The following is a 23785-nucleotide window of genomic DNA, read 5'->3' as shown; positions in this document are numbered from 1 at the left end:
TTACTTCAGAGGGGCGATGGTGGTTTCCAGTTCGGCCAGAGCGTCTTCAGGTGATTTGGCGCCTCCGATGACCTCGGAGGTGGCCATGTTAAGCGCATTGGCTACCTCGATGGAATAGCCCGTATCAGGCGGGGACACCAGCACTGGCGCATTCTCCATCAGATCATTCAAATCAAGTGAGAGCGGAAGCATAGTCTCCTTATCGATTCCGTCCTTGGTAATCGGCACGGCGCCGGCGTCAGTGAGCTTCTTGGAGGATTCGGCAGAGCTGTAGAGCTTCATGAATTCAATGGCCTCATCGATTAGCCTGGAATTTTTATTGACGACCATTCCATTCAGCACGCCGACCACACTGTCCTGATTGCCCTTCCCGTCCGGTATGGCAGGAGTATTGAAGTAGCCAAGCTCAAGATCCGGTGTTTCTTCCACTGCGGTCGGGGCCAGCCAGCTGCCGATCGGATGCATGGCACCGCTGCCGTTCAGGAACAGCATATCCGCTTCACTGTCACTGGAGGCAGTTACATTCTCGTTAATATATCCTTTGTCCCATAGCTCCTGTACATAACCGTAGGCTTTGACAAAATCCGGGGTATTGAACGGCTGCTTCAGCTGCATAGCCTCGCTGTAGGCGTCCTCCCCCACGACACGGGAAATGATATGGGCCACCCAGTTGCCTGCCGTCCACAGATCGGAGTTGCCGATCACGAGTGGAGTGATGCCTGCCTGCTTAATCGTATCGCATACCTGAAGGAACTCCTCCCAGGTGGTTGGAGGCTGCAGCCCCAGATCATTGAACACCGCTTTATTGTAAAAGATAACGTTCGTCACATCGCCCGCAGTGGGAATCATATAGGTCTTTCCGTCAATTACCATGCCATTGAAGGTGCCTTCGGCGAACATATCCTTCAGCCCCGAGCTTTGAAGCTGCTCTGTAATATCCGCGGCATAACCGTCTGTTACTCTGGTCTGCAGGCGCTGCCCGGCCCATTCGAAGTATAGATCGGGAGCGTTTTTACCGTTAAGCAGATTCGGCAGTCCGATCGTTTGATAGGTGTCATCGTCCTGATAGCTGAATTCAACTTTGATGCCCTGATGCTGTTCCTCGAACTCTTTGCCGATGGTTTCCCAGACCTTAATCAGCCCTTCTCCCGGTGAACCCATGGCAATTCGGAGTGTTTCCGGTTTGGCATCAGAGCTGTCGTTATTTGCTGAGCTGTTATTTGGATCTGCAGAAGAGCAGCCCGTTATGGCGGTAACCAGCATCGTTGAGATCAGTGCAATCATCCACTTTTTCATTAGTTAATCGCTCCCTTAATATGGAATGGGGTTATATTGGTTGACCGTAGGGATTGCCCGCAGGCAGAGTGGTTAGCGGCAGTTCCTCCCTTTCAAATTGGAATGGTAAATAATGTGACGTTAAAAGAATCTTTTTAACCTTGGCTTTTGCCTTTTCCTCGAACTTTCGTCTCGTTATGTAACTTTACATGACGTGTTTGAGTGAGATAATGCTGGACGGCAAATGAAATTGATACGTTAAAGGGAATTTGTAGTAACAATATAGTTTTCATTATTAATTATACCAAGGCCCCTGTCAATTGTTTTTCATGCAAAAAAACTTATAAAATTCATTTTGTTCCGGAAAGGACGAATAATTATTTTCAGTCACCGATTTTATGTAAGCGCAAACAACGTTGAATTTATATGGAATTTTACGATGTTATGGGAGTATGTGGAAAAGAAAGGAGAAATATATGCCTGTTAAAGAAATGTGTTGACAATTTGTTATGATTAAAAATAGAATGTGGGTAAATGTTACTACAATAACATTAATGATATGACATGGAGGTGACATAACAGAAACGGATTAATCAATAAGATAACCTGAAAAGGATGTAACCCCTGAAGATTTGTTTCGGGTAAGAGGGTTCGAAAGTCAGGAGCGCCATTAGAAGTAAGATCCAAACCGGGGTGTGTAAGAGGGTTTTCGGGTGAAGCAGACGCAATCTAAACTTTAGGAGGAACGCATATGAAGTTCAAATGGAAGCAGACGCTTGGAGTATTCGCCGTGGTGTCATCCGTGGCGTTTACCGGCGTGTCCGCAGCATCTGCAGAAACAACAGAGAAGATTCCTGTATGGGCCGCAGAGGAAATTGCCTCGTGGAAGGAAATGGGATTGCTCAAAGGCAACGAGGATGGCCTTGTTCTGCCGAATGACGGAATCAGAAAAACAGAATTCGCAGCCCTGATTAACCGGATCTTTAATTTCAGTGAAGAAAGTGCCCAGAGCTTTACCGATGTCCCCCGGACGGCATGGTATGCCACTGAAATCAGCAAAGCAGTTGCAGCTGGTGCCCTTATTGGCAGCGGAGAAGGCGAGATCGGCCCGCTTGAGGTTCTGACCCGTGAGCAGGCGGCCCTTATTCTCAGCAGAGTATTCAATGTTGCAGCTTCCGGGAATGCCATCTCCCCATTTACAGATGATGCTGTGATTGCCGGCTGGTCCAAGGAAGCCGTATATGCTATGAAGGAAGCCGGTTATGTGGAGGGCACACCGCAAGGCTTGTTCCAGCCCAAAAAAGCACTGACGCGGGCCGAGGCTGTGAAGATGATTAATAACGCCATGGGCCTCCTGATTGCCGACGGCGGGGATCATTCAGGAATATCCGGCAGAAATCTGATTGTTAATACGGCTGGAGGCACCCTGTCCGATCTGAACTTCTCGGGGAATTTATATATTACGCCTGGTGTTGGCGAAGGTAATCTGAGTCTGGTCAACACGACTATTGGAGGCGTCGTTTACATAAACGGCGGCGGTATACACAGCATCACCCTAACGGACAGTAAAGTGAACCGGATTGTAGTCAGCAAGCCCGCCGCTCCTGTAAGGGTTCTGCTGAAGGGAAAGACAACAGCTACGGAGATTGATGTGACCTCCGGTGCCCGGATTGTTAATGAATCGGGGCAGGCAGTAAATATCGTTAATGTGTTTACGGGAGCTTCAGATGCTGTTTCCCTGGCAGGGGATGTAAATGAGCTGAATGTGGTTGCAAAGACAGGGTTCACGCTGGAAAGCGGCCAGGTTGGCAGCTTTAATGTCTCATCCAAAGCAGGCGGCTCAGCTATTAAATTGAACAAGGGCGGAACCGTCAGGAAAATGACTTTAGGCAGTGCAGCTGCCGTAACTGGCGAAGGGGCAATCATAGAAGCGGTAGTTAATGTAGAAGGCGTGTCGTTCTCTGTCAAGCCGGACAAGCTGACGATTAATGCTTCAAAGGTAAGCATAGGCGGACAAGATTATGATGCTTCAGGCAATCTGATCGCTTCAACAACCGGCAACTTGGGAGGAACGGGTTCAAGCGGCGGCACGGGAAGCTCAACATCCACTCCTGCTCCAAGCCCTAGCCCGGATACGGGAAGTCCGACACCAACCCCGACTTCAACACCAACACCAACACCGACACCGACACCAACACCAACACCAACGCCGACACCAACGCCAACACCAACACCGACACCAACGCCAACACCAACACCAACACCAACGCCAAAGCCGACACCAACGCCGACACCAACGCCAACACCAACACCAACGACCAAAACTCCCGAGCGGTATTCCTATGCCGAAGCCTTAAGCTCGTTCAGCTCGACGGGAGCAGAAGGCTTGGCCAAGCAATACCTGACCTTCCTCCAGGACCCTTCATACACTCCTTCGATAGCCAATCCGGATGTGACCATGCCGAACCTTGTGAATGCAATAACCTTTGTTAACTATGAATTTAATGTCAAACCATCTCTATTCGCTTCCCTGCGGGGGGTTAACACATCCATTCTGGACAAAACCCGTACTTATTTGTGGATCGGAACAAACAGCGGAGTAACAAAAATCAATCTCAAAACGAATGAAATGACCAGTTATTCTGCACAAGGCAAGGAATTGTACGATGATAAAGTACTTCTGCTGCTATCGGATGGAAGTACGGGCGTACTGGTTATAACACAAACCGGCGTATCGCATATCTACCAATAAGGAAAGGGGAGTTTACCATGTACATGATGAAGAAGAATGGCCTGAAGATTACGGGTGCCCTGCTTGCCTTGACGTTGTCTGTCCTGCCGGCGGCACCTGTATTCGCAGACAAGCTGCCTGGTGCGAGCTACTCTCCTGTTCAGCTGGAAGCCGTGCAGACCAAAGAAATGACCTATTACAAAACCGGATCGGTGTCCATCCCGGGTGGCATCGAATGGGTTACCGATACTGCTGCACTCAAATTTCTGCCGCTGTCGGTGATCGGCGATGTAACCAGTGTTGTTCTGGACGGGGGCGTCTACTGGATTGGAACGGAGACCGGCCTGCAGCGGGTTGACTTCACCGCAAGCGACACTAAGGATATCGTTCAGTATATGGCTGGACCAAGGTATCTGTATGGCGGCGACGATCATGTGACAGGTCTTGCCAGTGACGGGGAGAGCGGCATCTGGGTCCGGACGGCAAGCGGTGTCACTCACATCGCGATGCCGGAGAAGACGCTGCATGACAAATCATTTATCTATGAGGATCTCGTGGAATCAATTCTTGACCGGCGCGGCATGGTTCATGGCGCAGGATTTAACTTTACGGAGACAGACGGCACGCTGGACGCGGTCAATTACAACTCTGCGACCGGACTGTTCACATCAACGCCTACCACCAGCGATAATGATGGCTTATGGACCGCGATGTATGCAATGGGTGAGGTATTCCGCTATAAAGCGCTACAGGAGCAGTACGGGACCAGTCCGGCCTCTGGAGAGCAGGCGGAAATCGCCGATGCCAGAGCGGCAGCGCTTAGAGCAACCAAGGCTGTGCTGCTGCTCGATTATGTATCCGGACGCGGAAACGGGTTCCCGGCACGTTCCTATATGCTGACCAGCGAAGCCACTGCGGCTACAGTGGGCAACTCAGTGTATGGCTACCAGTCTACGAACGGGTTCTGGTTCCAGAACTTCGTCGGGCCGGACATGATTAACCCCAATGGGATTATTCCAAGCATGCAGCGTAACGACGGGACAGAGCCGATTGGCTATTCCATGGTTAGGGTAACCAAGGACGCAGAGAACAAAAAAGGCTCCACGCTGTTCCCGAGCGGAGGCACGGATGTGCTCAACTACAACGGACTTGGGCTTAGTCAAGCTGCGATTGACGAGCTCAACCTGACACGTCCTGAAGGACAGAAGCTGGGAATTGATATTAAGACACGGGTAGGAACTACCGCAACAGGTGCGGTATATCAGGTGCTGCCTGTCATTACGGCCGCCACTAACAATATTGATGCGAAGGAAGACAAAACAACGGGTGAGAATAATAAGCCGCTGTTTCAGCTGACGGCTCCCGTCTATGAGCAGATTCCGGATTTCTTCAATGATTTGTTCCCGGATAGCGCCATTGTGGACGGCCATATCGACATGAATCAGATTGTGTATAAGGCAGATACCTCCGCTGATGAAGTGGATGGGCACTACGCCATGTTCTACACAGCTTATAAATATCTGGTCGGTGACAGCACCGATCCTGAACTTCTTGAGCTGAAATCCCTCATTGAAGAAACAACGCACCGCATGACAGAGCTGATCTTGAAGGATGACCATTATTACATTGAGGATGCTACCGGCAAATCAACACAGTGGTCCAGATGGTTCGCCAAATATTTCAACGACAGCCTTGGCGTTATGGAGCAGCAGGTACAGTGGCAGTCCAAGATTGGCGTTGACGAGAACGGAGACGACGCGCTGTCCTACGGCTACGAAGACGGTCCGCTCAACGCACTGCAGGTCATGGCTGCGCTGAAGTCGGCGAGCTATATTGTCGCAGAGAGCTATCCGGCCGATTCGGCGAAATATGAGCTGGCCTATGAGCAGGCCTTTGCCGGCAGCTACAGCAAGGAGGAACCGTATATCAACGGTCAGGGCTATATGGATATGGCACTTGATTATATTGAGCGGAGACTTGTGCGTCAGGCTACCAACGCTTACAGCGAGAACGATAACCAGGCCGTAACCATGGAGAATGCAGGGGATGGCACGAATACCAATGCGACGATTCATAATGACTGGACCCAGTATATCAATTACTCGGATGAAGAGCTGGGCTGGTTCCCGGTATTCGTGCTTGTCACCCTTGAGCAGGATGCAGGCAGACATGCACAGATTGTAGCAGCCTATGATCAGTGGTATTCCAATGAGGTTCGGGAGGAGAATCCGTTCTACACCTTCCTCTACCAGCTTGCGCATCCGGATAAAACCGATGTCGATCTGCAATCTGCTGTCCGGTTCCTGTACCGTTTCCCTGAATTCCAGATTGAATTCCCGGTGCAATGGGACCGTCAGGATGTGCTCTATATTGAACCGGGTGACCGCGACGATTACAAGCAGACGAACTACGCACTTGCACCGGATGAGCGGCGCATCATTAAGCATAATTCGAATCCGTTTGAGAATGACAGCCAGACAACAGGCGCCAATCCCGGGTATAACTACCGTTCAGGCAGCATTGAAGCGGGGTCGGTTTTTACATTGCCATACTGGCTGGGGCGTTATTTTGAAATCATCAAAGAGTAGCGGAGCTTAATGAATTAAAAGCAATGGAGCACCCATGAGGGGTGCTCCGCATGCTCTCTGCTCTAATTTTGTTCTAACCTTCTGTTATCCAAACTGCCTCTCGATAGTATAGCTGGGGAAATCACCCCGGAATACGCCGAAGCTGTATTCCAGCGGGGAGCCGTCGGCCAGATACGTAAAAGTTCTTACTTGCAGACAAGGGGAGCCTTCTTTGACGCCAAGCAATCTGCTGGCCAGCTTGTCCGCCAGTACAGGCTTCAACTGCTCCACAGAGCGGTAAGCCTTCAGGCTGTACTCTGACTCCAGGAAGGAGAAGAGTGATCCGTCTTTATACTCATTGATGAGCCCCGGGGCAAGATCCCAGGCAATATAAGTAGTTTCATATAGAAGGGGTTCATTATCCGCGTAGCGGATCCGCAAAAGCTGGTTCACGGGAGCTTTCACCGAGATATTAAGGAATTCATTAAGCGGTATTTCCGCAGGCATCACTTTGGCTTCGATGATTTTACTGGTCGGCTCTTTGCCGCTCATCAGCACATCTTCTGTGAAGCTGCGTTTCTGGTTAAGCTGGAGCTCCTTGCGTTTGACGAAGGTGCCCTTACCCTGATGCCGCTCAAGAATATCCTGAACCTCAAGCTCGCTGAGCGCGAGGCGGATTGTAGTCCGGCTGGCGGAGAACATCTCGCATAATGCGGCTTCGGTAGGAAGTTTCTCTCCGACGGCATAGAACCCGGATTGAATCTGTTTGAGCAGTTGTTCTTTAATATTGAAATATAAAGTATTATTTGTTCTCTTTGTCATTACAAGTTTCCTCCGATGCCAATTTGTTATATTATATCACGGAAAAAGAGCAGGAGAAACCTAATAGAAAAGAGAAGAATCCGGGGTTCCGGGATTATGTAATTCCTAAAATTGGAATTACAACTTTGTTCACTCTATGCCTGGTAAAGAGATTTATCTATTGTATTTTTCTGTAAGGGAGTTTTCTGACTATAAGGACGCATGAAAAAGGAAATATATTTGTAGGAACAATATTTAAAAATGTTACTATAAATAAACTCAATATACCAATCAGGAGTGAAAGCTATGTACTTCGCGGGTGTAGACGGCGGCGGAAGCAAAACCATTGCCATTATAGCTGATCATTACGGCAACGTGCTGGGATCCGCAGTGACAGGCTGCGGCAACCATCAAATCATTGGAGTCCAGGCGGCTGTGCTCAATATTCGCGGAGCGCTGTTTGGCGCGCTTGCGCAGGCAGGAATTGCCATGGATCAGCTGGATTTTGTACAGTTCGGTCTTGCGGGTGCTGATCGCAGTATTGATATGGACAGGCTTTCTCCGGAAATCAGCAGGCAATTGGACTTGCGGAGCTGGAATATGGTCTGCGATACGCTGGAGGGACTCCGTGTCGGGAGCCGGGATAACACGGGAGTGGTGCTTGTCTGTGGAAGCAATACGAACGCGGCGGGCCGCAACCGGCTCGGGCAAACGGTGCAGGTAGGCGGATTTGATACTTTGTTCGGTGACCGGGCCGGCGGCTTTTATCTCGCTGCACAGGCACTCGGCAGGGCGGTGCGTTGCTGGGAAGGCAGGGAACCCTACAGTGATCTGGTCGAGCGGATACCTCTGAGGCTTGGGTTTACAAGCTTCGGGGAGATGCTGAACCGGTATCTCGATGACGAGATCACTGCGGCGCCGCTGGAGCTGTCGCTGATTGTTCACGAATCGGCAGACTCGGGCGACTGGCTCTCCCGCCAGCTGCTTGCAGATATGGGCAGAGAGCTGGGGATTTCTGCGTCGGCTGTAATCCGCAAACTGGGCGGCTTTGAAGAGGAGGCGGTGCCGGTCATCCTTACCGGGAGCATCCTTCAATCCGGCAGAAACCCGTTGCTGCTGGATGCGCTGCTTCAAGAGGTGAAGGCGGAGCATCCCCTTTGCACGCTTGTAATCCCAGAGCTGCCGCCTGTATTCGGTGCAGTGATGCTTGCCATGGATCGGCTTGGCCTGCCCGTAACCCCAGCAATAATAGAGAATTTCAAGAGAGACGGAGGGAATCGCAAATGAAGAAGAGCCACTTGAAAATCGCTGTAATCGGAGGAGGTTCCTCCTATACGCCGGAGCTTGTAGAGGGCCTGATCCGGTATTATGATGAATTCCCGGTTGCTGAGCTGTATCTGGCAGATATCGAGGCCGGAGCGGACAAGCTGAGAATCATAGGCGAACTGGCGCAGCGTATGATTGATGCAAGCGGCAAACCTATCAAGCTTCATACGACGCTGGACCGGCGCGAAGCGATTCGCGGTGCGGATTTTGTCGCTACGCAGATCCGTGTGGGCATGCTGGATGCCCGCTCAAGAGATGAGAAGATACCGCTGGCCCATCATTTAATCGGCCAGGAGACAACGGGCGCGGGCGGATTCGCCAAAGCGCTTCGCACCATTCCGGTAATTCTGGACATTTGCCGGGATATTGAGGAACTGGCCCCGGGCGCGTTCATGATCAACTTCACCAACCCGGCCGGTATTATTACGGAAGCTGTCTCGAAGCATTCCACTGTCAAATCTGTCGGGCTGTGCAATCTCCCGATAAGCACGAAGATGCAGATCGCTGAGCTCTACGGGGTTCCGCAATCGGATATGTTCATTGAGATTGTCGGGATCAATCACCTCAACTGGACGACCCGGGTGCTGATTGAAGGAGAGGACGTGACGGAGGATTTCCTGAACAAGCTGTCCGGAGCCAAAGGGCCTTCGATGGCCAATATACCCGATCTGGAGTGGGATTCCGAATTCATTCAGTCCGTGGGAGCACTTCCTTGCCCCTACCACCGTTATTATTATATGAAGGAAGAGATGTACCGGGAGATCTCCGGGCATTATCAAGAGACCGGAAAGACCCGTGCCGATGAGGTAAAAGAAGTAGAAGCCGAGCTGTTCGAGATTTATAAGCAGCCAGAAGTGAACAGTAAGCCGGCTCAATTGGAGAAACGCGGCGGTGCCTACTATTCGGAAGCGGCTGTTCAATTGATGAAGTCCATCTATAATGATACCGGCGACATTCAGACGGTCAATGTGCGTAATCAGGGGATCATCCCTGATCTTCCGGGCGATGTCTCCATTGAGATCAACTGTGTTATCAAATCCGACGGACCGCATGCGCTTGCCCCGAGCAAGCCGCTCCCTCCCCAGATCAGAGGTCTGCTGCAGGTGGTGAAGGCTTATGAAGAGCTGACGATTGAAGCGGCGGTGAAAGGGGATTATGCCTCTGCGCTGCAGGCGCTGACGATCCACCCGCTGGTAGGAGACGAGCGGATCGCCAAGGAGGTTCTGGCCGATATTCTTGAGCAGAATGCCGATTATCTGCCCCAATTCCAGGTGCGGGCAAGATAAACCCGGGAATAACACCATCAGCCCCATTCAGCGCCGGTTAGCTGCTGAATGGGGCTGATGGTTGTGTACCGGCGGCCGTGCGTCCCGTTATACAGGGACTTCCCGGGTGCTTTTTTGCATGGCGGATTTGCAGAGCGGACAGGGCTTCGAGGCAAGGTGATCCTCGGCTCCGCCCGCCTTCATCCGGGTCCAGCCCGGGCAGGACTTGCCGGAACAGCTCCAGACGGGAACTGTATGCATTCTGGCTGCGGAGGACCCGGACGAATAGCTGCTGCGCACTATAGTGCTTCTGTTTCCGGCGGCCGGTGCAGTTGCCTGAGGAGGTGCCGCAGTGCGGAAGGCGGAGAGCATGAAGCGCGAGACCTCTGCCTTCTTGCCCCGGTGCCTTGCGGGCGAGCTGATGAACAGCTCCTCGCGGGCCCGGGTAACGGCTACATAGGCGAGTCTGCGTTCCTCTTCGAGTGCAGCTATTCCTGCCTCGGCTGCGGCTCTGGCGGCAGCACTGCCGACCACAGTAACGCTTGCCCTCGCCGGCTTGCGGTCCTTCAGCCGACCCTCCTCCAGTGCGGAGCTATGCGGCAGAATGCCCTCGGAAGCCCCGATAAGGAAGACAACGGGGAACTCCAGTCCTTTGGATTTATGGATAGTCATCAGGGCAATCCGGTTGCCTTGCTCTTTAAGCCCCGGCTGGCGGCTCTGCTCGTTGCGCTCGGTTACATTATCTATGAATTCGAGGAACAGCGGAATCGTGCCGAACCGCTCTGCGGATGCCTCCAGCTCATCGAGCATTTCCTTAAGCGTCTCCCGGTGCAGGGTAGCCTGATGCCGCTCATTGGCTTCGATGAAATAGTCATAGAAAACAGTGCGGATCTGGCGGATGGCCTGAACCGGTGTCAGCCCGCTCAGCCCGCGGATCAGATCCAACCGCTCGCGCAGCTTGGTACCTTTGAAATCCTCCATGCCCGGCATGGACAGGAGGTGAATCAGCGGGCCCTGCTTCGCCTGCACGGCCTCCATGCGGCGGATATGCTCCATCCCTTTTTCCCGGCTCATGTAGAGGGTCGGCAGAATATTCTCCATCGCGGCGAAGTTCCGGCGGTTAACAGACAGGCGCAGATGATCCAGCACAGGGGAGATCAGCCAATGCTCGTAGAGCAGCTGGCCTTCGCCGTAGTCTACATAAGGGATATCGCGCATCAGCAGCAGCTCCAGGATTGCCCGGTTACTGCTGTTGGCGCGGTATAACAGCGCATAATCGCGGTATTCTCTTGCTCCGCTGCCGATCTCACGCTCGATATGCTCTACAATCTGCTCGGCTTCTTCATCCGCCGTTTGCGGACGCAGATAGCGGGGCGGATTGCCGCTGCTTTTGGCAGCTTGCAGCGTCTTGGCCCGGCGCCGTGAATTGTGGCGGATAATCCCGTTCCCGAGCCCGATAATGGCCGGTCCGGAGCGGTAATTGATATCAAGGGTGATCACCTTGGCATTGGGATACAGCTTCTCGAACTCCAGGATGAACTCGCTGCGCGCCCCGTTGAAGGAATAGATGGTCTGATCATCGTCTCCGACCACCATCAGGTTGTCCTGCGGATGGGCGATCATTTTGACCAGCTCATATTGCAGCGCATTTGTATCCTGGAATTCGTCGACCATTACATATTGGTATTTCTGCTGCAGCTCCAGCAGAAGTGCCGGCTGCTCCCGGAGCATCCGGTAAGCGATCAGCAGCACGTCGTCGAAATCAATTTTGAAATTATCGGTCTTCCACTGCTCGTACAAGGCGAGAATGGCCTTCATTTCCTTCTCCGCTTCCGTCGTTTCCGGCATATCCTCGGGCAAGCCCATATTCATCTTGCAGGAGGAGAGCAGGGTGAGCAGATTCTCTGGAGGATAGGCATCCTTCGGCAGCCCGAGCTGACGCATGATCTGCTTCAGCAGAATGTGCTGGCGCCGGGTTTCATGGAATATATCCTGCCGCAGTCCCTGCCGGCGCAGGAAATAAAGGAAGAACGAGTGGAACGTGCGGGCCTGCAGGCGGGCGGCATCGCCCGCATCCACACCCGGCAGCAGTGCAATCCGCTCGCGCATCTCTGCCGCTGCCTTGCTGGAGAACGTGAGCAGCAGCAGCCGGCCCGGGGCGATGCCGCGCACAGACAGCAAATACCCGGTTCTGCAGATCAGCACCGAGGTTTTGCCGGAGCCTGCTCCCGCCAGCGTCAGCAGCGGCCCGAGATGATGCCGCACCGCTGAGATTTGCGGAGGATTGAGCAGAATGCCGCCTTCCTCCAGCCTGCGGAAGTAAGCCGCGTCGCTGTCTCCGGGCTTCACGGTCTCCCTGCTCGTCCGGGCGGAGGCAACCTTCGCCTGGGGGATTTTCTCGCCGGTAGCGCCCAGCGGTATATTATGAAATAAAAGCTTGTTCATTAGATTCACCTTCGTTTGTTCTATATAAGCTTATGTGCAAGTTATGCTGCGGGTTTACCGGTGGGGGACTTTCAGGCGTAGATTATCACTGCACCAGCTCTAAATCCTGCACGAAATACAACATTTCCCTCTTTAAATCCCGCCTAATCCCAAAATTGTTGTATAAAATGCAGCGTTCCACCTCATTTAAGCGGATAATCCAGACAATTGCTGTATTTCATGCAACAATTCTTTGAATTTCCTGGTATCTATGAATCCAAGTTGCAATATGTACAACATTTTGACCAGTATACAATATACCATTTTGCCCGTTCCCCTGCATGGAAGTCTAGTGAATAAGAGGAGCGGGATAATAGGCAGAACCAGCCCATCAAGGGTTTAAGGGACTGGAACCAAGACATGTGATTCTGGATATTCTTCAGGAGGGTCCGGCAATACCTTTGGGCATTCTGCTAGCGGGGCTGTGAAGTATGGATAGATTAGTTACTTCAGTTTAGCGAGAATGTAATTAGCCTTGCGCTCGAACAGCCGGGGATTGTCTTCCTTAATTTCCTCCAGCAGAAAAGCCAGGCATCTCTTGACCTTCACCGGCATGAGAGCGGCGATCTCTGCGTAATCTTTGCGGTAATTATCGTCATTCAGGATTCTTGTATTCAGCACAATGGCCCAGTTGCGTGCATGCTCCATCATGTCCGGCAGTGACTCGAGCAGCTGGGTCAGGTACATCTCCATTTGAACGCTCTCCACGAAATGGACGAGGCTGAACATGACCTCCTCCTGTTCCGTATCATCATCGAATACCTTGAAGATCTGATGAATCACGGCATCCTCCGTATCACCAGCCAGGCCTTCCAGCGCAAGATCAAATTGCTCACATTCCAGCTCGGTACGCAGCAGCCGGTTCTCATATAGCCGGGCAATCCCCGGGTACAGGTTCATCTGAGATTCCTCCTAATTCACCTTGCAGCTGAAGCTGCCGGGTGTTCATGCCGGGCAGAGTACAGCTTGCGGCGGGTTATGTAAGAATAGTTCACGCCATTTATCTTAAGGTCCAATTTTTGACAGCTGAGATTAATATATTGAACAAAGGAGGAAGTGTCATGCAGACCAATGATCGTACATTTTTGCTGCAGGTAGAGAAAGCCAGACAGAAGTTGTATCAGACGCAGCAGAGATACGGCATTTTGACACATCCCAAAGTAGTTGAACAATCGGTTGCCCTGGATCATTTGCTTAATCAGTATAGCTATCCGCAAAGGATTAGCTGATTGGATAGATTCACAAATAAAAGGTGAGATTTGGAGGGATGTCGTGTTTATTCCCGTTCTGTTGGCTTTGACTACCGCCCAGCGGTTAACTGTCATCATATTTCTCGCATTAAACCTGGGTGCAATATCTGTCTGCTGTCTTCACCGCTCTGGAGCCGGCCGCCGCTGAAGAAGAACAGCCTTCCTGTGAGGGCTGTTTTTTCTTTGAAATATAAGAATTTATATGTTTCACACGATAATTTATCCTTCTATTTCTCGCTGAAACGGTACCGTCCTTACATAAGGAGTGGCAAAGCTGTTTCCACTTGTGCTATGAAGACGGAGTTACTGCTTATCCAAAAGATGCCGCAGACCCGCCGCAACACCATGCTCCGAGTTGCTTAGCGTAATGAAATCGGCGGTTTCTTTGAGGATGGGTGCGGCATTCTCCATTGCAATCCGGTAGCCGGCGATCTCGAACATCGGCAGATCATTATAGCTGTCACCCATAACTGCGATTTGCGCTGCCGGGATGCCGTAATGCTCCGCCATCAGCTTCACACCGTTGCCCTTATTAGCATCTTTATGATTAATTTCAATATTGTTGACATGTGATGCCGTAATAATCAGCCCGGGAATCGCGGCGAACCGTGTAGAGGCTTCCTTCAGCAGTTCACGGTTCAGCGAGAAGGCGAGTGTCTTGTAGATCAGATTCTCCTCTTTGCTCCAGATGTCCTCCATGCTCTCCACATAGGTTACAGCCGCCTGCTGAAACTGCTGGTCGATCATCGCCTTAAGCAGCCAGCCTACCTCTTCGGGAACCTCATCTTCCTTCAGTGCCGACAGCTTCTCCAGCCGTACCCGCTTATCAAGCTCTACATATACGTTATCCTCTGTGTATACCTCATAGTACAATTCAGGAATCTCGTTCATCCAGCGCAGCGCGGGGATGATATCCTCCTTGTTCAGCGGTGTACTCGCGGCCAGCGTTCCGTCAGGCAGTGTGACAACAGCGCCGTTCAGACTCACTACAGGACACTCCAGATCTGCCAGCCGCAGCTGACGCTCCGCATCCATGTAAGAACGTCCGGTGGCTATGATCACGGTATGCCCCAGGCGTTGTGCTTGGAGTATGGCTTCCTTGTTCTCCCTGCTTATCTCACCATCCTCGTTCAGCAGTGTTCCGTCCATATCCAGTGCAATTAGCATGTTGCAGTTCTCCTATTCCATCTATAGTTGTAGGTGCCCCTTCAAGGGCTCTGTATTTCACGCGATAACTTATCTTTCTGTATCTTATCATTATTTCCCTGAAATTTAAAAATCACATTTTCATCCATATATAGTCCGGGGTACGTATATTTAAGCTGCGTTTCTTGCCGGATTTTCAGAAAAGAGTCTTCTCGTGGTACAATTGAATGTAGACCTGCAATCTTGTAACGGGAATGTCTGCTGTTGTCTGCAAAGCAATTTTTTCGGGCAAAAGATGGCTTGGGGTCGTTATGTAAGGGGGATAATAAACACATGAAATCCAGAAATTTAGCTACCATATCTCTTGCCATCATGGCATGCGGTTTCCTGTTCACCTTATTTCTGCCGGAGAACCTGGCTGTTATTCTGCTGAGAGGGGGCTTCGAGGCCGGTCTTGTCGGAGGGATTGCCGACTGGTTTGCAGTGACCGCGTTGTTCCGCCATCCTCTGGGGCTTAGAATTCCGCATACTTCGCTGCTGCTGAAGAACCGGGATAAGCTTATACAGTCTCTAATCTCCGCGATGGAGAATGAATTGCTGAACAAGGAGAGCATTGAGAACAAGCTGCGCAAAATCAACATCATCTCTCTGGGCGCCGGCATGCTGACACGGTTCTTCTCCAGAAAGAAAGCAAGAACGGAAATGCTGGAGCAGATTAAAGAATTCGTACTGCGGCTTCCGGTAGAGCAGGCGGTTCCGTATCTTCAATCTGCAGCAGCAGGCTATCTGCGTGAAGCTGAGCTTGGCGTTGCCGCCGATAAAATCGCTACCAGCCTGATGAATGACGGCAAGGATATTGCCGCTCTTGATTATGCGCTGGAAGGGATCTCCTCCTGGAGCGGGCGTCCGGAAACCCGTGCGATGCTGGGCAAGATCGCCAGCGAGAAGCTGGCTGAGGTGAAGCTTGGGGGGCTGAAGGGGATGGCTTTTCAGGCTTTTGTCGGATTCGTTGATGCCGATATGCTGGGTGAAATGCTGCAGGGCATGGTGCAGTCCACTATCCGTGATTTCAAGGAAGAGGACAGCCCGTACCGTGAGGAGGTCATCCGGGAGATCCGTGTCGCTCTGTTCCAGCTGTTGAGCAATGAGGAGCGGATCTCCTCGCTGAAGGATTGGGCGCTGAATGAGCTGCAAGGGGAGGCTGCTACGGCTTTCGTGCAGCAGCAGCTGGAAGGACTGCGCGTTAAGGCGGTTGCGCTGCTTGAGGAAGACCGGGTACGCGGCGGCCGCAAGCTGTTCTGGCTGTATGCTATGCTGGTCCGGCGGATCGGCAAGGAGCAGGAATGGATTCAGGCTTCCGAGGAGCGGATCCGCGGCACGCTGATCGCCTTCGTGGAATCGAATCATTACCGGATCGGCCAGCTGGTCAAGGAGAACCTTGATCAAATGGATGACGCCTCGCTCGTGAACATGCTGGAGGAGAAGGTGGGCAAGGATCTGCAGTGGATTCGCGTTAATGGAGCTGTGTGCGGTTTTGTTGTAGGGCTGGTGCTTACAGTTATCCAGATGATCTGACAGTAGCATGAGCAAGAACAGGCAGAGGCAGCAAGGCGTTCCCGGACCGTCCGTGAAGACGGAGACTGGCGGAACGTTTGGCTGCCTCTTTCATATGCGCTACAGGAAAGCGGGTCATAAGGAAGACCGGGAAGTTTAGAGCTGGTTTTTACCGTTGCTGATGGTGAAGACCTCCTGTACGGGCAGGACAAAAATTTTGCCGTCGCCGAATGAGCCATGCTCACCGGTTCTTGCTGTGCGCATAATAATGCTGATGACGTCATCCTTCTCATCATCCTGAATTACGATCATCAGAAGCTTCTTGGAAATTTGATTGTAATGGTTGGTTCCGACCTGGATTCCCTTTTGCTTACCGCGTCCGAGCAGGTCCATTTTGCTGATGGAGGGGAAGCCGGCAAGCAGTAATTCAGCCATGACCTCATCCGCTTTCTCCGGCCGTACTATAGCTTTGATCATTAACATAACGATGCACCCTTTCTACAGCGAATATTGTGTTGTAGGGGGTTGCCAATGTCTTGTTGGCTTACTGTGCAGTGCATTTGCTTAATGGCAACGCTTACAATATGAGTATAATATTAACTGCAGCCGTATCCTGCGAGAAGGATCACAAAATTCGTATGACACAATGTCGCATTGCCGGGGAGCGTCAAAGGGGCTGCTGTATCGCATTCCGGAGGAGGTGCACGGACCCGTCTCCTCCGGTTATTGCGGTACCAGCTTCAGGTAGAGATTCTCCAGCAGCTCTACAGTATGCTGCCATTCGAACATCTGCAGCGCATCGCTCCGCCCCTGCATTCCGATCCTTGCCGCGAGCACAGGATTGCGGCCGATCATCAGCATTCGCTTGGCGAAAGGAGCAGGGTCCCGGTATCTCCCCACTAGATATCCGTTATGGCCGGAATCAATAATCTCCCGGATTCCGCCGTTTCGCGAGGCGATCACCGGAAGTCCCGTGGCCATGGCCTCTACATTCACGAGGCCGAAGGATTCATGCCGCTGGGAAGGACAGATGAAGCAGTCTGCGGCCTGATACAGGCTGTGAATATCCTCATGCGGGATATTCCCCAGGAAAGACACGCGCACACCCAGCCGGCGCGCGAGTACCTTAAGCTGCCGGAGATAAGCCGGCTTGCCGTCTCCGGCGATCACTAGCCGGGCGGGCATATTCCTGTTCAGCCGGTGCATGGCCCGGATCAGCACAGGCACTCCCTTGCGCGGGATTACCCGGCCCACGAACAAGACGGTGAAGCCGGGGGCCAGGCCGTACAGCGCGCGCAGTCGTGCCTTCTCCTGCGCCGGCACGGGGACGAAGCGGGACAGGTCCGCTCCCAGCGGAACAACGCGGAGCTTGCCCGGGATACCGGGGAACCGCCGCACGAGCCGCTGCTGCAGGGAGCGGCTGTTAGCCGCGACAGCGTCCGCCAGGGCGAGGCTGCGGGCGATTCTGGATTCCAGCGGCACGAAGGTCAGGGAATGCAGGAACAGCAGCACCGGAGTGCCGGGGTGCCGCCGTTTGACAGCGGCCAGCAGCAGCGGCCGGTTATCGATCTGAATCAGTTCAAAGGCTTCTGCCGCCTCCAGATATCCGAGAACCGAACTGCGGTACCGGGCAGGGGTGCCGGAAGGAAGGCGGATGAACCTGACCTGCTCTATTTCGTCCGTGTCCGGGAGTCCAGGCGATCTCCGGCTCACTATAGTTACCTTGTGCCTTCGGGCAAGCCGCCGGGCAATATTCCAGATGCAGATCTCTACAGAGCCATCCCCTGGAACCGGGAACTGTTCGGGTGCAATGATGCAGATACGCATAGTGAATGCCTCCTCCCGCCGCATGATGATGGTCTTCTTTAACTACCATATGCGCCCTTACGGTTGGAAGATACAGGACAGATAGAGGTTCAAGTGCCGATTTGCTTATGGGTAGCGGTAATAATGGCTGCGATCTTCTGCTCCAGCTCAATAATCTTCAGCTTGCTGGCTGCAATTTGCCGGTAGCCGGAGACCATTGAGGATAAGGATTGGCCGGCCAGGACGGAGTTCTGCTTGCGGACCGCAGCTTTGAAATCGCTCCAGTCTGCGGTAAGCCGTTTGTTCAATGCGGAGGCTGCACTCTTCTGGGATTTCATTGGAATTTGCGCGTTATCCATTCCGGCCAGAATCTTGCGGGCAGCGGCAACCCGCTTGGTGCGTGTATCCTTGGCAGCCTTGAGCAGGGCTTCCTTGTCGCGTATCTCCTGTCGGGCCAACTGTACAAGGAGCTTCATAGCCTCGGACTGGGCCTTCAGTACGGAATTCAGCGTCTTGTCCTTCAGCCCTTTGAGCAGGGAAATCCGTTTGTTGAGCGCACTGTATTGATCGAACAGCGGCTGGTAGCGTTCCTTGGCGCTGCTGACAGCTGCGGTAAGCCGGGCTACGGAAGCCTGGTCTATATTCTTGATAGCCTCGCGGACAACAATCAGCGACTCTGCATTCTGATCATGAAGCGCTCTAATCTGTATCTCCCGGCTGTCATATTGGGCTGACAGGAGGGTTAATTCACTGTACTGGCTCTTCAGCCGGACGCGGATAGTACTATCTGCCGCTGCCGCAGTAAGATCAAAAGACGCCTGAATCGATGCGGTTATTACCGTCGGAGATGCAGAAGCAGACCCGGCCAGGGTGGCCAGGGCAATCAGCAGGGAGAGCAGCGTTATGGCAGCGTTCCTGCACAAATTCCTCATTAATATTCCTCCTCTTGTTTCCGTGTCCCGATAATACACGCAAAAAAGCACCCGCAGTAAAGGCCAATAGGCCTCTATTACGGGTGCTTCCAGCGTAATGAGTCACGGTTATATAATTACCTTTTAATATAGGGCGCATTTCTGGAATAGTCAATATTTACAATTTAAATTTTCCTGATCCAATGGGGGCTGTACGTTTCATTCCCTGCTGCTCTTATCGTATACTGTGAGATATAGAAGGACAAGCGAAGACAACAGAGAGTCTGCAGAAGCGCCGGCTCGAGATGAAGGAGGCCTTGTTTAATGGATAACTTGGCAGAGAATAGAACCATTCTGGATCAAGCATTCCTGATGTCTCCAGTGGGGATGGCTGTGCTGTCTTCTGAAGGGGACCGCTGGGTCATGGTTAACCCTGCTTTTTGCACGATGCTTGGCTGCAGTGAACCGGAATTTCTCGCGGGCGCTTTATCCGGGACAGGCCGGGTCCGGCTGGAAGAGCAGGGGGGATTCTCTTTACCCGAAATCATGAAGGAGCTGTCGCAGACCAACGGGCAGCCCCTTGTGAAAGAGCTGCGTTTCCCTGGCAGCGGCGGGAGGAAGCTCTGGCTCTCCCTTACGTTTGTTCCGGCAGAAGCAGGCCGGATGGACCGGAATATTATTGTATATGCACAGGATGTTACGGACCGCAAGATTGCTGACCAGCTGACAGTAGACAGCCGCGATCTGTACAACTTATTTATAAAAGATGATCAGAGCATGATTTCCTTCTCGCTGCCGGACGGGACGTTAAGCTTTATTTCCCCCTCCTCCTTCCCGCAAATTGGATATCTGCCGGAGGAGATGGTTGGAAGAAACCGGGCAGAATTCTATCATCCGGATGATTTTGACGGGATCAGCAGCTCCAACGGCCTGTTGAAGAATGATACTTACAGCCGCCGGCTGCGTCACAAGGAAGGGCATTATTTATGGTTTGAGATGTCTTTTCATGAAATCCGGGACGAGAACGGCGAAATTACGCGAATTATGGGAATCGGGCGTAATGTGACCCGGCGTAAGCAGAGCGAGGAAGCGCTCGCCATCGCCCAGAGGGTAGCCAGAATTGGCTCGTGGGGCTGGGATTTGACCAAGGGAAAGCTGTCATTCTCGGAAGAGGTGCGGCGTATTCTGCAGAATGCTGTCGGGAATGACAATGTGGATTACGAAGCTTTCATGGCTCTGGTTCATCCGGAGGATTTCTCTCTCCTGCAGGCTGCTGTAGAGCGTGCTGTAATCAAGGGCGAGTCCGGGGACACGTCTTACCGGCTGATTCTGCCGAATGGAGATATCCTGGCTGTACACATCCAGTGGGATGTAACCTTCGGACCGGGCGGCCAGCCGGTTCAGCTGATCGGCATGATGCAGGATATTACCGAGCGGATGCAGATGGAGCGGCTGCTGCGGGAGAGCGAACGCAATTACCGCCTGATGTCGGAGAATTCACTCGATCTGATTTCCCGCCACGCCATCAAGGACAGCATCTTCCTGTACTGCTCACCGGCCAGCCAATCACTGCTGGGTTATGAGCCTGAAGAGATGATCGGTACCAGCGCTTATCATTATTTGCATCCGGATGATCTGGAGATGATGAGAGCGATTATGGCTGAAAGCGAAATCTCCGGGTTTATCCGGCCGGTTTCCTACCGCTATCGTCATAAGAACGGCAGCTACATCTGGTTTGAGACGAACAGCCGTTATATTTTTGATGAGCAGGGTCAAGCGGTGGAGATTATTGCCGTCGGCCGGAATATTACAGAACGCAAAGAGTTCGACTCGAAGCTGCAGGAGAGCGAGCAGCGCTACAAATCGTTGTTCGAGTATAATCCTTCCGCGGTATATTCCATGAATCTGCAGGGTGAATATCTCACGGCTAATCCCTATTTGGAGGAGCTTAGCGGGTACTCGCTGGATGAATTGCTGGGTAATTATTTCGGACCGCTCGTGGCGGACAAGGATATCGGGAAGACGATGCATCATTTCACTCTGGCTACCCAAGGCATTCCCCAGAGCTATGACCTTACGCTGATTCATAAGGATGGCCGTCTGGTGGAGATTAACACGATCAATATTCCTATTATTGTGGACAAGCAGGTTGTGGGTGTATATGGAATATCGCGCGACATTACGGACCGTATCCGTTACACCGAGCAGATTGAGAAGCTGGGCAATGACTACACTCTGATCCTGAATGCGGTCTCCGAAGGAATATTCGGTCTGGATACCGAGGGGAAAGTAACCTTTATTAATCCCGCCGGGGCACAGATGCTGGGCTTTGAATATGGAGAGATCACGGGCCATCCTTACCTGGATCACCTTCAACAGACGGCGCTGTACGGCATTCATTACCGGCCGGAGGAATCTCCGCTGATGCGGGCGGTGCGGGCAGGGGAATCTCATCAGAGCAAAGATGCGGTGCTGTGGCGCAAGGACGGCTCCAGCTTTCTGGCCGAATATCAGGTTACCCCTCTGTTTGACAAGGGCGAGCGCAAGGGAGCGGTCGTTGTTTTCCGTGACATTACCGATGAGAAGGAGATTATTAGAGCGAAGGAGCTGGCAGAGAAAGCAGACCAGGCCAAATCGGAATTCCTCGCCATCATGAGCCATGAACTGCGTACGCCGATGAACGGAATTATGGGGATGACAGATCTGCTCATGGAGACGGAGCTTAATGAGGAGCAGCGCGGATATGCTGAGATCATTAGCGACAGCAGCGCGTCCCTGTTATATATTCTTAATGAAATTCTGGATTTCAGCAAAATAGAAGCCGGTAAAATGACGCTTACTCATGAGCCGGTCAGCCTGGAAGGACTGCTTGAAAACGTAACGGAGTTGTTCGCGCCCAAAGCCCGGGAGAAGGGCATTGAACTCTCCTGTCATAAGGCTCCTGATGTGCCGGAGCTGATTATGGGCGATGCCGCCCGCCTGCGCCAGGTGCTGGTGAACCTCGTCAGCAATGCGGTCAAATTCACGGAGGAGGGCCAAGTCTCTATCCGTCTTGGTACGGAATACTGCCGGGACCGCAGGAAGCTGATATTGAAATTCAGTGTGCTGGATACAGGAATCGGAATCCCGCCGGAGAAACAGCCGCTGTTGTTCCAGTCCTTCTCCCAGCTTCATCCGTCAATTAACCGCAAATACGGGGGGACCGGACTGGGCCTCGCGATCTGCAAACGGCTGGTTGAGCTGATGGGCGGAGCGATCACCGTGGAGAGCGTTGAAGGAGAAGGCTCGGATTTCTACTTCACACTGCCTATAGATATTGATATCGATCCCGATGGAGGGTGGGCGGAATCCGCCGATTCTGCTGACTCCGATCAGCATGTATCTGTACCGGTTCCCCCGGCGGATCAAGGGGGATCAGCCGGAAGCAGCCTTGAGCATGAGGCTGACGGCAGGGAACTGCTTCCTGCGCAAGGGGGGCTAACTGCTGCCAAATTCGGACCTATGCGCATTCTGATCGCGGAGGATCATCCGGTCAATCAGAAGCTGCTGCTGACCATGCTCCGCACAAGAGGATATACTGCTGACCTCGTAGACAACGGCAGCGGGGCACTGCAGGCTGTGCTCCGCAAGCCGTATGATCTTGTATTTATGGATGTGCAAATGCCGGTGATGAGCGGCCTGACGGCAACGGCCAGAATCCGTCAGCAGGCTCCTCCGGATCATCAGCCTTATATCACGGCAGTGACAGCCTATGCCAGGGATGAGGACAGGGAACGCTGCTTCTCGGTCGGTATGGATGACTTTGTCAGCAAGCCGTACCTGACCACAGATATTGAACGCGTATTGCAGCATTGCCGGAATAGGGTATCCCTATGAGCGGACAGCCGTCCAGCCGGCAGTTGAAGGCGGAACCGTATACGCAGTGGGAAACGGGAGTAGCCTCTCCCGCCTCAGCCTGCGGTCCGGCAACTATGGCCGCGCTTATGGAATATTGGCACACGCGTATGGGCAGGCTGTTTATTCCGGGGGCCGGTCATTTTGATTCCAAGGCAGCACATATCAATTACATATACACTCATCATGGCGGAACACCTTGGGGAATGAGTGTGCGCAGCTTCGCCAAAGGTCTCCGGGCCTACATCAGCCATGCTGCTCCGCGCGGGAAGGATAGCTCCAGACTGCTTACGGTTTCCGTATTTAATGATATCGCAAGATACAAAGCCGAGATCGATGCCTCGCGGCCTGTAGCCCTTAAATTTGATAAATGGTTCAGCCTCCGCTGGCGGGGAAGTTATGTCTATGATTATCATTGGGTGCTTGGAATCGGTTATGAGGATAATGCTGATGGCACATGTACGCTGGTTGTCCATGACAATGGGGTGCGGCATCCGGGCCGCGGGTATATTCCCGGCCGCGAGCGGCGCATTTCATATCCAGCGAATCAGGCAATTCTTACAATGGTGGCACTTAACATAGCGGAATCCTCAGAGGCGCCTTAACCGCATAAGGAAGGGCTAACCTGCCGGCTGGATTGCATGACGGGACAGCAGAGAGGTCCGGCCTTCCGGTACTGCATAATACAAACGTTTGCACAAAACGTAAGACTAGGATAAAATTCCATTTATGAAGAATGGATTTAGTGTAACTCCCAGTATAAGCAGACGTATAT

16 protein-coding genes are annotated in these 23785 nt (G+C 52.5%); 8 read left to right on the top strand and 8 right to left on the bottom strand.

Annotated features, from left to right (window positions below):
* Entirely contained in the window at positions 1-1296 is a 1296-nt protein-coding gene (locus tag NYE33_RS02380) for an ABC transporter substrate-binding protein (protein WP_042132945.1), read from the bottom strand.
* A gap of 730 nt (positions 1297-2026) precedes the next feature.
* On the opposite strand from NYE33_RS02380, the gene NYE33_RS02375 reads away from it, so the two are divergent.
* Together NYE33_RS02375 and NYE33_RS02370 are read left to right on the top strand one after the other, a co-directional pair.
* Entirely contained in the window at positions 2027-4027 is a 2001-nt protein-coding gene (locus NYE33_RS02375; RefSeq protein WP_042132947.1) for an S-layer homology domain-containing protein, read from the top strand.
* A 23-nt stretch (positions 4028-4050) separates the two neighbouring features.
* Positions 4051-6594, top strand: coding sequence for a hypothetical protein (locus NYE33_RS02370; protein WP_341064637.1), 2544 nt, complete (start codon positions 4051-4053; stop codon positions 6592-6594).
* An 84-nt stretch (positions 6595-6678) separates the two neighbouring features.
* On the opposite strand, the gene NYE33_RS02365 is transcribed toward NYE33_RS02370, so the two are convergent.
* Positions 6679-7395, bottom strand: a complete 717-nt coding sequence (locus NYE33_RS02365; RefSeq protein ID WP_042132950.1) for a GntR family transcriptional regulator — start codon at positions 7393-7395, stop codon at positions 6679-6681.
* A gap of 285 nt (positions 7396-7680) precedes the next feature.
* On the opposite strand from NYE33_RS02365, the gene NYE33_RS02360 reads away from it, so the two are divergent.
* Positions 7681-8661: a BadF/BadG/BcrA/BcrD ATPase family protein gene (locus NYE33_RS02360; protein WP_076243510.1), complete on the top strand. Its 981-nt coding sequence runs from the start codon at positions 7681-7683 to the stop codon at positions 8659-8661.
* The gene (locus NYE33_RS02355; RefSeq protein WP_336102899.1) at positions 8658-9986 is read left to right on the top strand and encodes a 6-phospho-beta-glucosidase; all 1329 of its coding nucleotides are present in this window, start codon (positions 8658-8660) and stop codon (positions 9984-9986) included. Before NYE33_RS02360 ends, NYE33_RS02355 begins: the two co-directional genes overlap by 4 nt.
* An 87-nt stretch (positions 9987-10073) precedes the next feature.
* Here the strand turns inward: NYE33_RS02355 and NYE33_RS02350 are convergent, their stop codons facing one another.
* The gene (locus NYE33_RS02350; protein WP_341064636.1) at positions 10074-12410 is read right to left on the bottom strand and encodes a UvrD-helicase domain-containing protein; all 2337 of its coding nucleotides are present in this window, start codon (positions 12408-12410) and stop codon (positions 10074-10076) included.
* 483 nt (positions 12411-12893) lie between these two features.
* Complete coding sequence (locus NYE33_RS02345; RefSeq protein ID WP_042132955.1) at positions 12894-13349, bottom strand: Imm30 family immunity protein; 456 nt, start codon at positions 13347-13349, stop codon at positions 12894-12896.
* Between the two features lie 161 nt (positions 13350-13510).
* On the opposite strand from NYE33_RS02345, the gene NYE33_RS02340 reads away from it, so the two are divergent.
* Positions 13511-13678, top strand: a complete 168-nt coding sequence (locus NYE33_RS02340; RefSeq protein WP_076243512.1) for an aspartyl-phosphate phosphatase Spo0E family protein — start codon at positions 13511-13513, stop codon at positions 13676-13678.
* A 324-nt stretch (positions 13679-14002) separates the two neighbouring features.
* Here the strand turns inward: NYE33_RS02340 and NYE33_RS02335 are convergent, their stop codons facing one another.
* On the bottom strand, positions 14003-14866 hold the full coding sequence (locus tag NYE33_RS02335; RefSeq protein WP_341064633.1) for a Cof-type HAD-IIB family hydrolase: 864 nt from the start codon (positions 14864-14866) through the stop codon (positions 14003-14005).
* Between the two features lie 312 nt (positions 14867-15178).
* On the opposite strand from NYE33_RS02335, the gene NYE33_RS02330 reads away from it, so the two are divergent.
* On the top strand, positions 15179-16420 hold the full coding sequence (locus tag NYE33_RS02330; protein WP_042132959.1) for a DUF445 domain-containing protein: 1242 nt from the start codon (positions 15179-15181) through the stop codon (positions 16418-16420).
* A gap of 135 nt (positions 16421-16555) precedes the next feature.
* Here the strand turns inward: NYE33_RS02330 and NYE33_RS02325 are convergent, their stop codons facing one another.
* The 3 genes from NYE33_RS02325 to NYE33_RS02315 form a co-directional block, all read right to left on the bottom strand.
* On the bottom strand, positions 16556-16882 hold the full coding sequence (locus NYE33_RS02325) for a P-II family nitrogen regulator (RefSeq protein ID WP_039300108.1): 327 nt from the start codon (positions 16880-16882) through the stop codon (positions 16556-16558).
* Positions 16883-17122: 240 nt separating this feature from the next.
* A complete protein-coding gene (locus NYE33_RS02320) occupies positions 17123-18226 on the bottom strand; it encodes a glycosyltransferase family 4 protein (protein WP_341064632.1) in 1104 nt (367 codons plus the stop codon).
* An 89-nt stretch (positions 18227-18315) separates the two neighbouring features.
* The gene (locus NYE33_RS02315) at positions 18316-19137 is read right to left on the bottom strand and encodes a hypothetical protein (RefSeq protein WP_341064631.1); all 822 of its coding nucleotides are present in this window, start codon (positions 19135-19137) and stop codon (positions 18316-18318) included.
* Between the two features lie 303 nt (positions 19138-19440).
* On the opposite strand from NYE33_RS02315, the gene NYE33_RS02310 reads away from it, so the two are divergent.
* Together NYE33_RS02310 and NYE33_RS02305 are read left to right on the top strand one after the other, a co-directional pair.
* Complete coding sequence (locus NYE33_RS02310; RefSeq protein ID WP_341064629.1) at positions 19441-22992, top strand: PAS domain S-box protein; 3552 nt, start codon at positions 19441-19443, stop codon at positions 22990-22992.
* Positions 22989-23615 (top strand): C39 family peptidase, encoded by a 627-nt coding sequence (locus tag NYE33_RS02305; protein ID WP_042132965.1) that lies wholly within the window; start codon positions 22989-22991, stop codon positions 23613-23615. Before NYE33_RS02310 ends, NYE33_RS02305 begins: the two co-directional genes overlap by 4 nt.
* Positions 23616-23785 lie beyond the last annotated feature (170 nt).

Source organism: Paenibacillus sp. FSL R10-2199, from assembly GCF_038000235.1.
Classification (GTDB): Bacteria; Bacillota; Bacilli; order Paenibacillales; family Paenibacillaceae; genus Paenibacillus_AQ; species Paenibacillus_AQ phytohabitans.
This window is presented reverse-complemented; position numbering and strand designations above follow the sequence as displayed.

Excerpts from the sequence above, each read along its gene's own strand:
- NYE33_RS02380 (WP_042132945.1), bottom strand. The coding sequence starts at position 1,296 with ATGAAAAAGTGGATGATTGCACTGATCTCAACGATGCTGGTTACCGCC.
- NYE33_RS02375 (WP_042132947.1), top strand. The coding sequence starts at position 2,027 with ATGAAGTTCAAATGGAAGCAGACGCTTGGAGTATTCGCCGTGGTGTCA.
- NYE33_RS02370 (WP_341064637.1), top strand. The coding sequence starts at position 4,051 with ATGATGAAGAAGAATGGCCTGAAGATTACGGGTGCCCTGCTTGCCTTG.
- NYE33_RS02365 (WP_042132950.1), bottom strand. The coding sequence starts at position 7,395 with ATGACAAAGAGAACAAATAATACTTTATATTTCAATATTAAAGAACAA.
- NYE33_RS02360 (WP_076243510.1), top strand. The coding sequence starts at position 7,681 with ATGTACTTCGCGGGTGTAGACGGCGGCGGAAGCAAAACCATTGCCATT.
- NYE33_RS02355 (WP_336102899.1), top strand. The coding sequence starts at position 8,658 with ATGAAGAAGAGCCACTTGAAAATCGCTGTAATCGGAGGAGGTTCCTCC.
- NYE33_RS02350 (WP_341064636.1), bottom strand. The coding sequence starts at position 12,410 with ATGAACAAGCTTTTATTTCATAATATACCGCTGGGCGCTACCGGCGAG.
- NYE33_RS02345 (WP_042132955.1), bottom strand. The coding sequence starts at position 13,349 with ATGAACCTGTACCCGGGGATTGCCCGGCTATATGAGAACCGGCTGCTG.
- NYE33_RS02340 (WP_076243512.1), top strand. The coding sequence starts at position 13,511 with ATGCAGACCAATGATCGTACATTTTTGCTGCAGGTAGAGAAAGCCAGA.
- NYE33_RS02335 (WP_341064633.1), bottom strand. The coding sequence starts at position 14,866 with ATGCTAATTGCACTGGATATGGACGGAACACTGCTGAACGAGGATGGT.
- NYE33_RS02330 (WP_042132959.1), top strand. The coding sequence starts at position 15,179 with ATGAAATCCAGAAATTTAGCTACCATATCTCTTGCCATCATGGCATGC.
- NYE33_RS02325 (WP_039300108.1), bottom strand. The coding sequence starts at position 16,882 with ATGTTAATGATCAAAGCTATAGTACGGCCGGAGAAAGCGGATGAGGTC.
- NYE33_RS02320 (WP_341064632.1), bottom strand. The coding sequence starts at position 18,226 with ATGCGTATCTGCATCATTGCACCCGAACAGTTCCCGGTTCCAGGGGAT.
- NYE33_RS02315 (WP_341064631.1), bottom strand. The coding sequence starts at position 19,137 with ATGAGGAATTTGTGCAGGAACGCTGCCATAACGCTGCTCTCCCTGCTG.
- NYE33_RS02310 (WP_341064629.1), top strand. The coding sequence starts at position 19,441 with ATGGATAACTTGGCAGAGAATAGAACCATTCTGGATCAAGCATTCCTG.
- NYE33_RS02305 (WP_042132965.1), top strand. The coding sequence starts at position 22,989 with ATGAGCGGACAGCCGTCCAGCCGGCAGTTGAAGGCGGAACCGTATACG.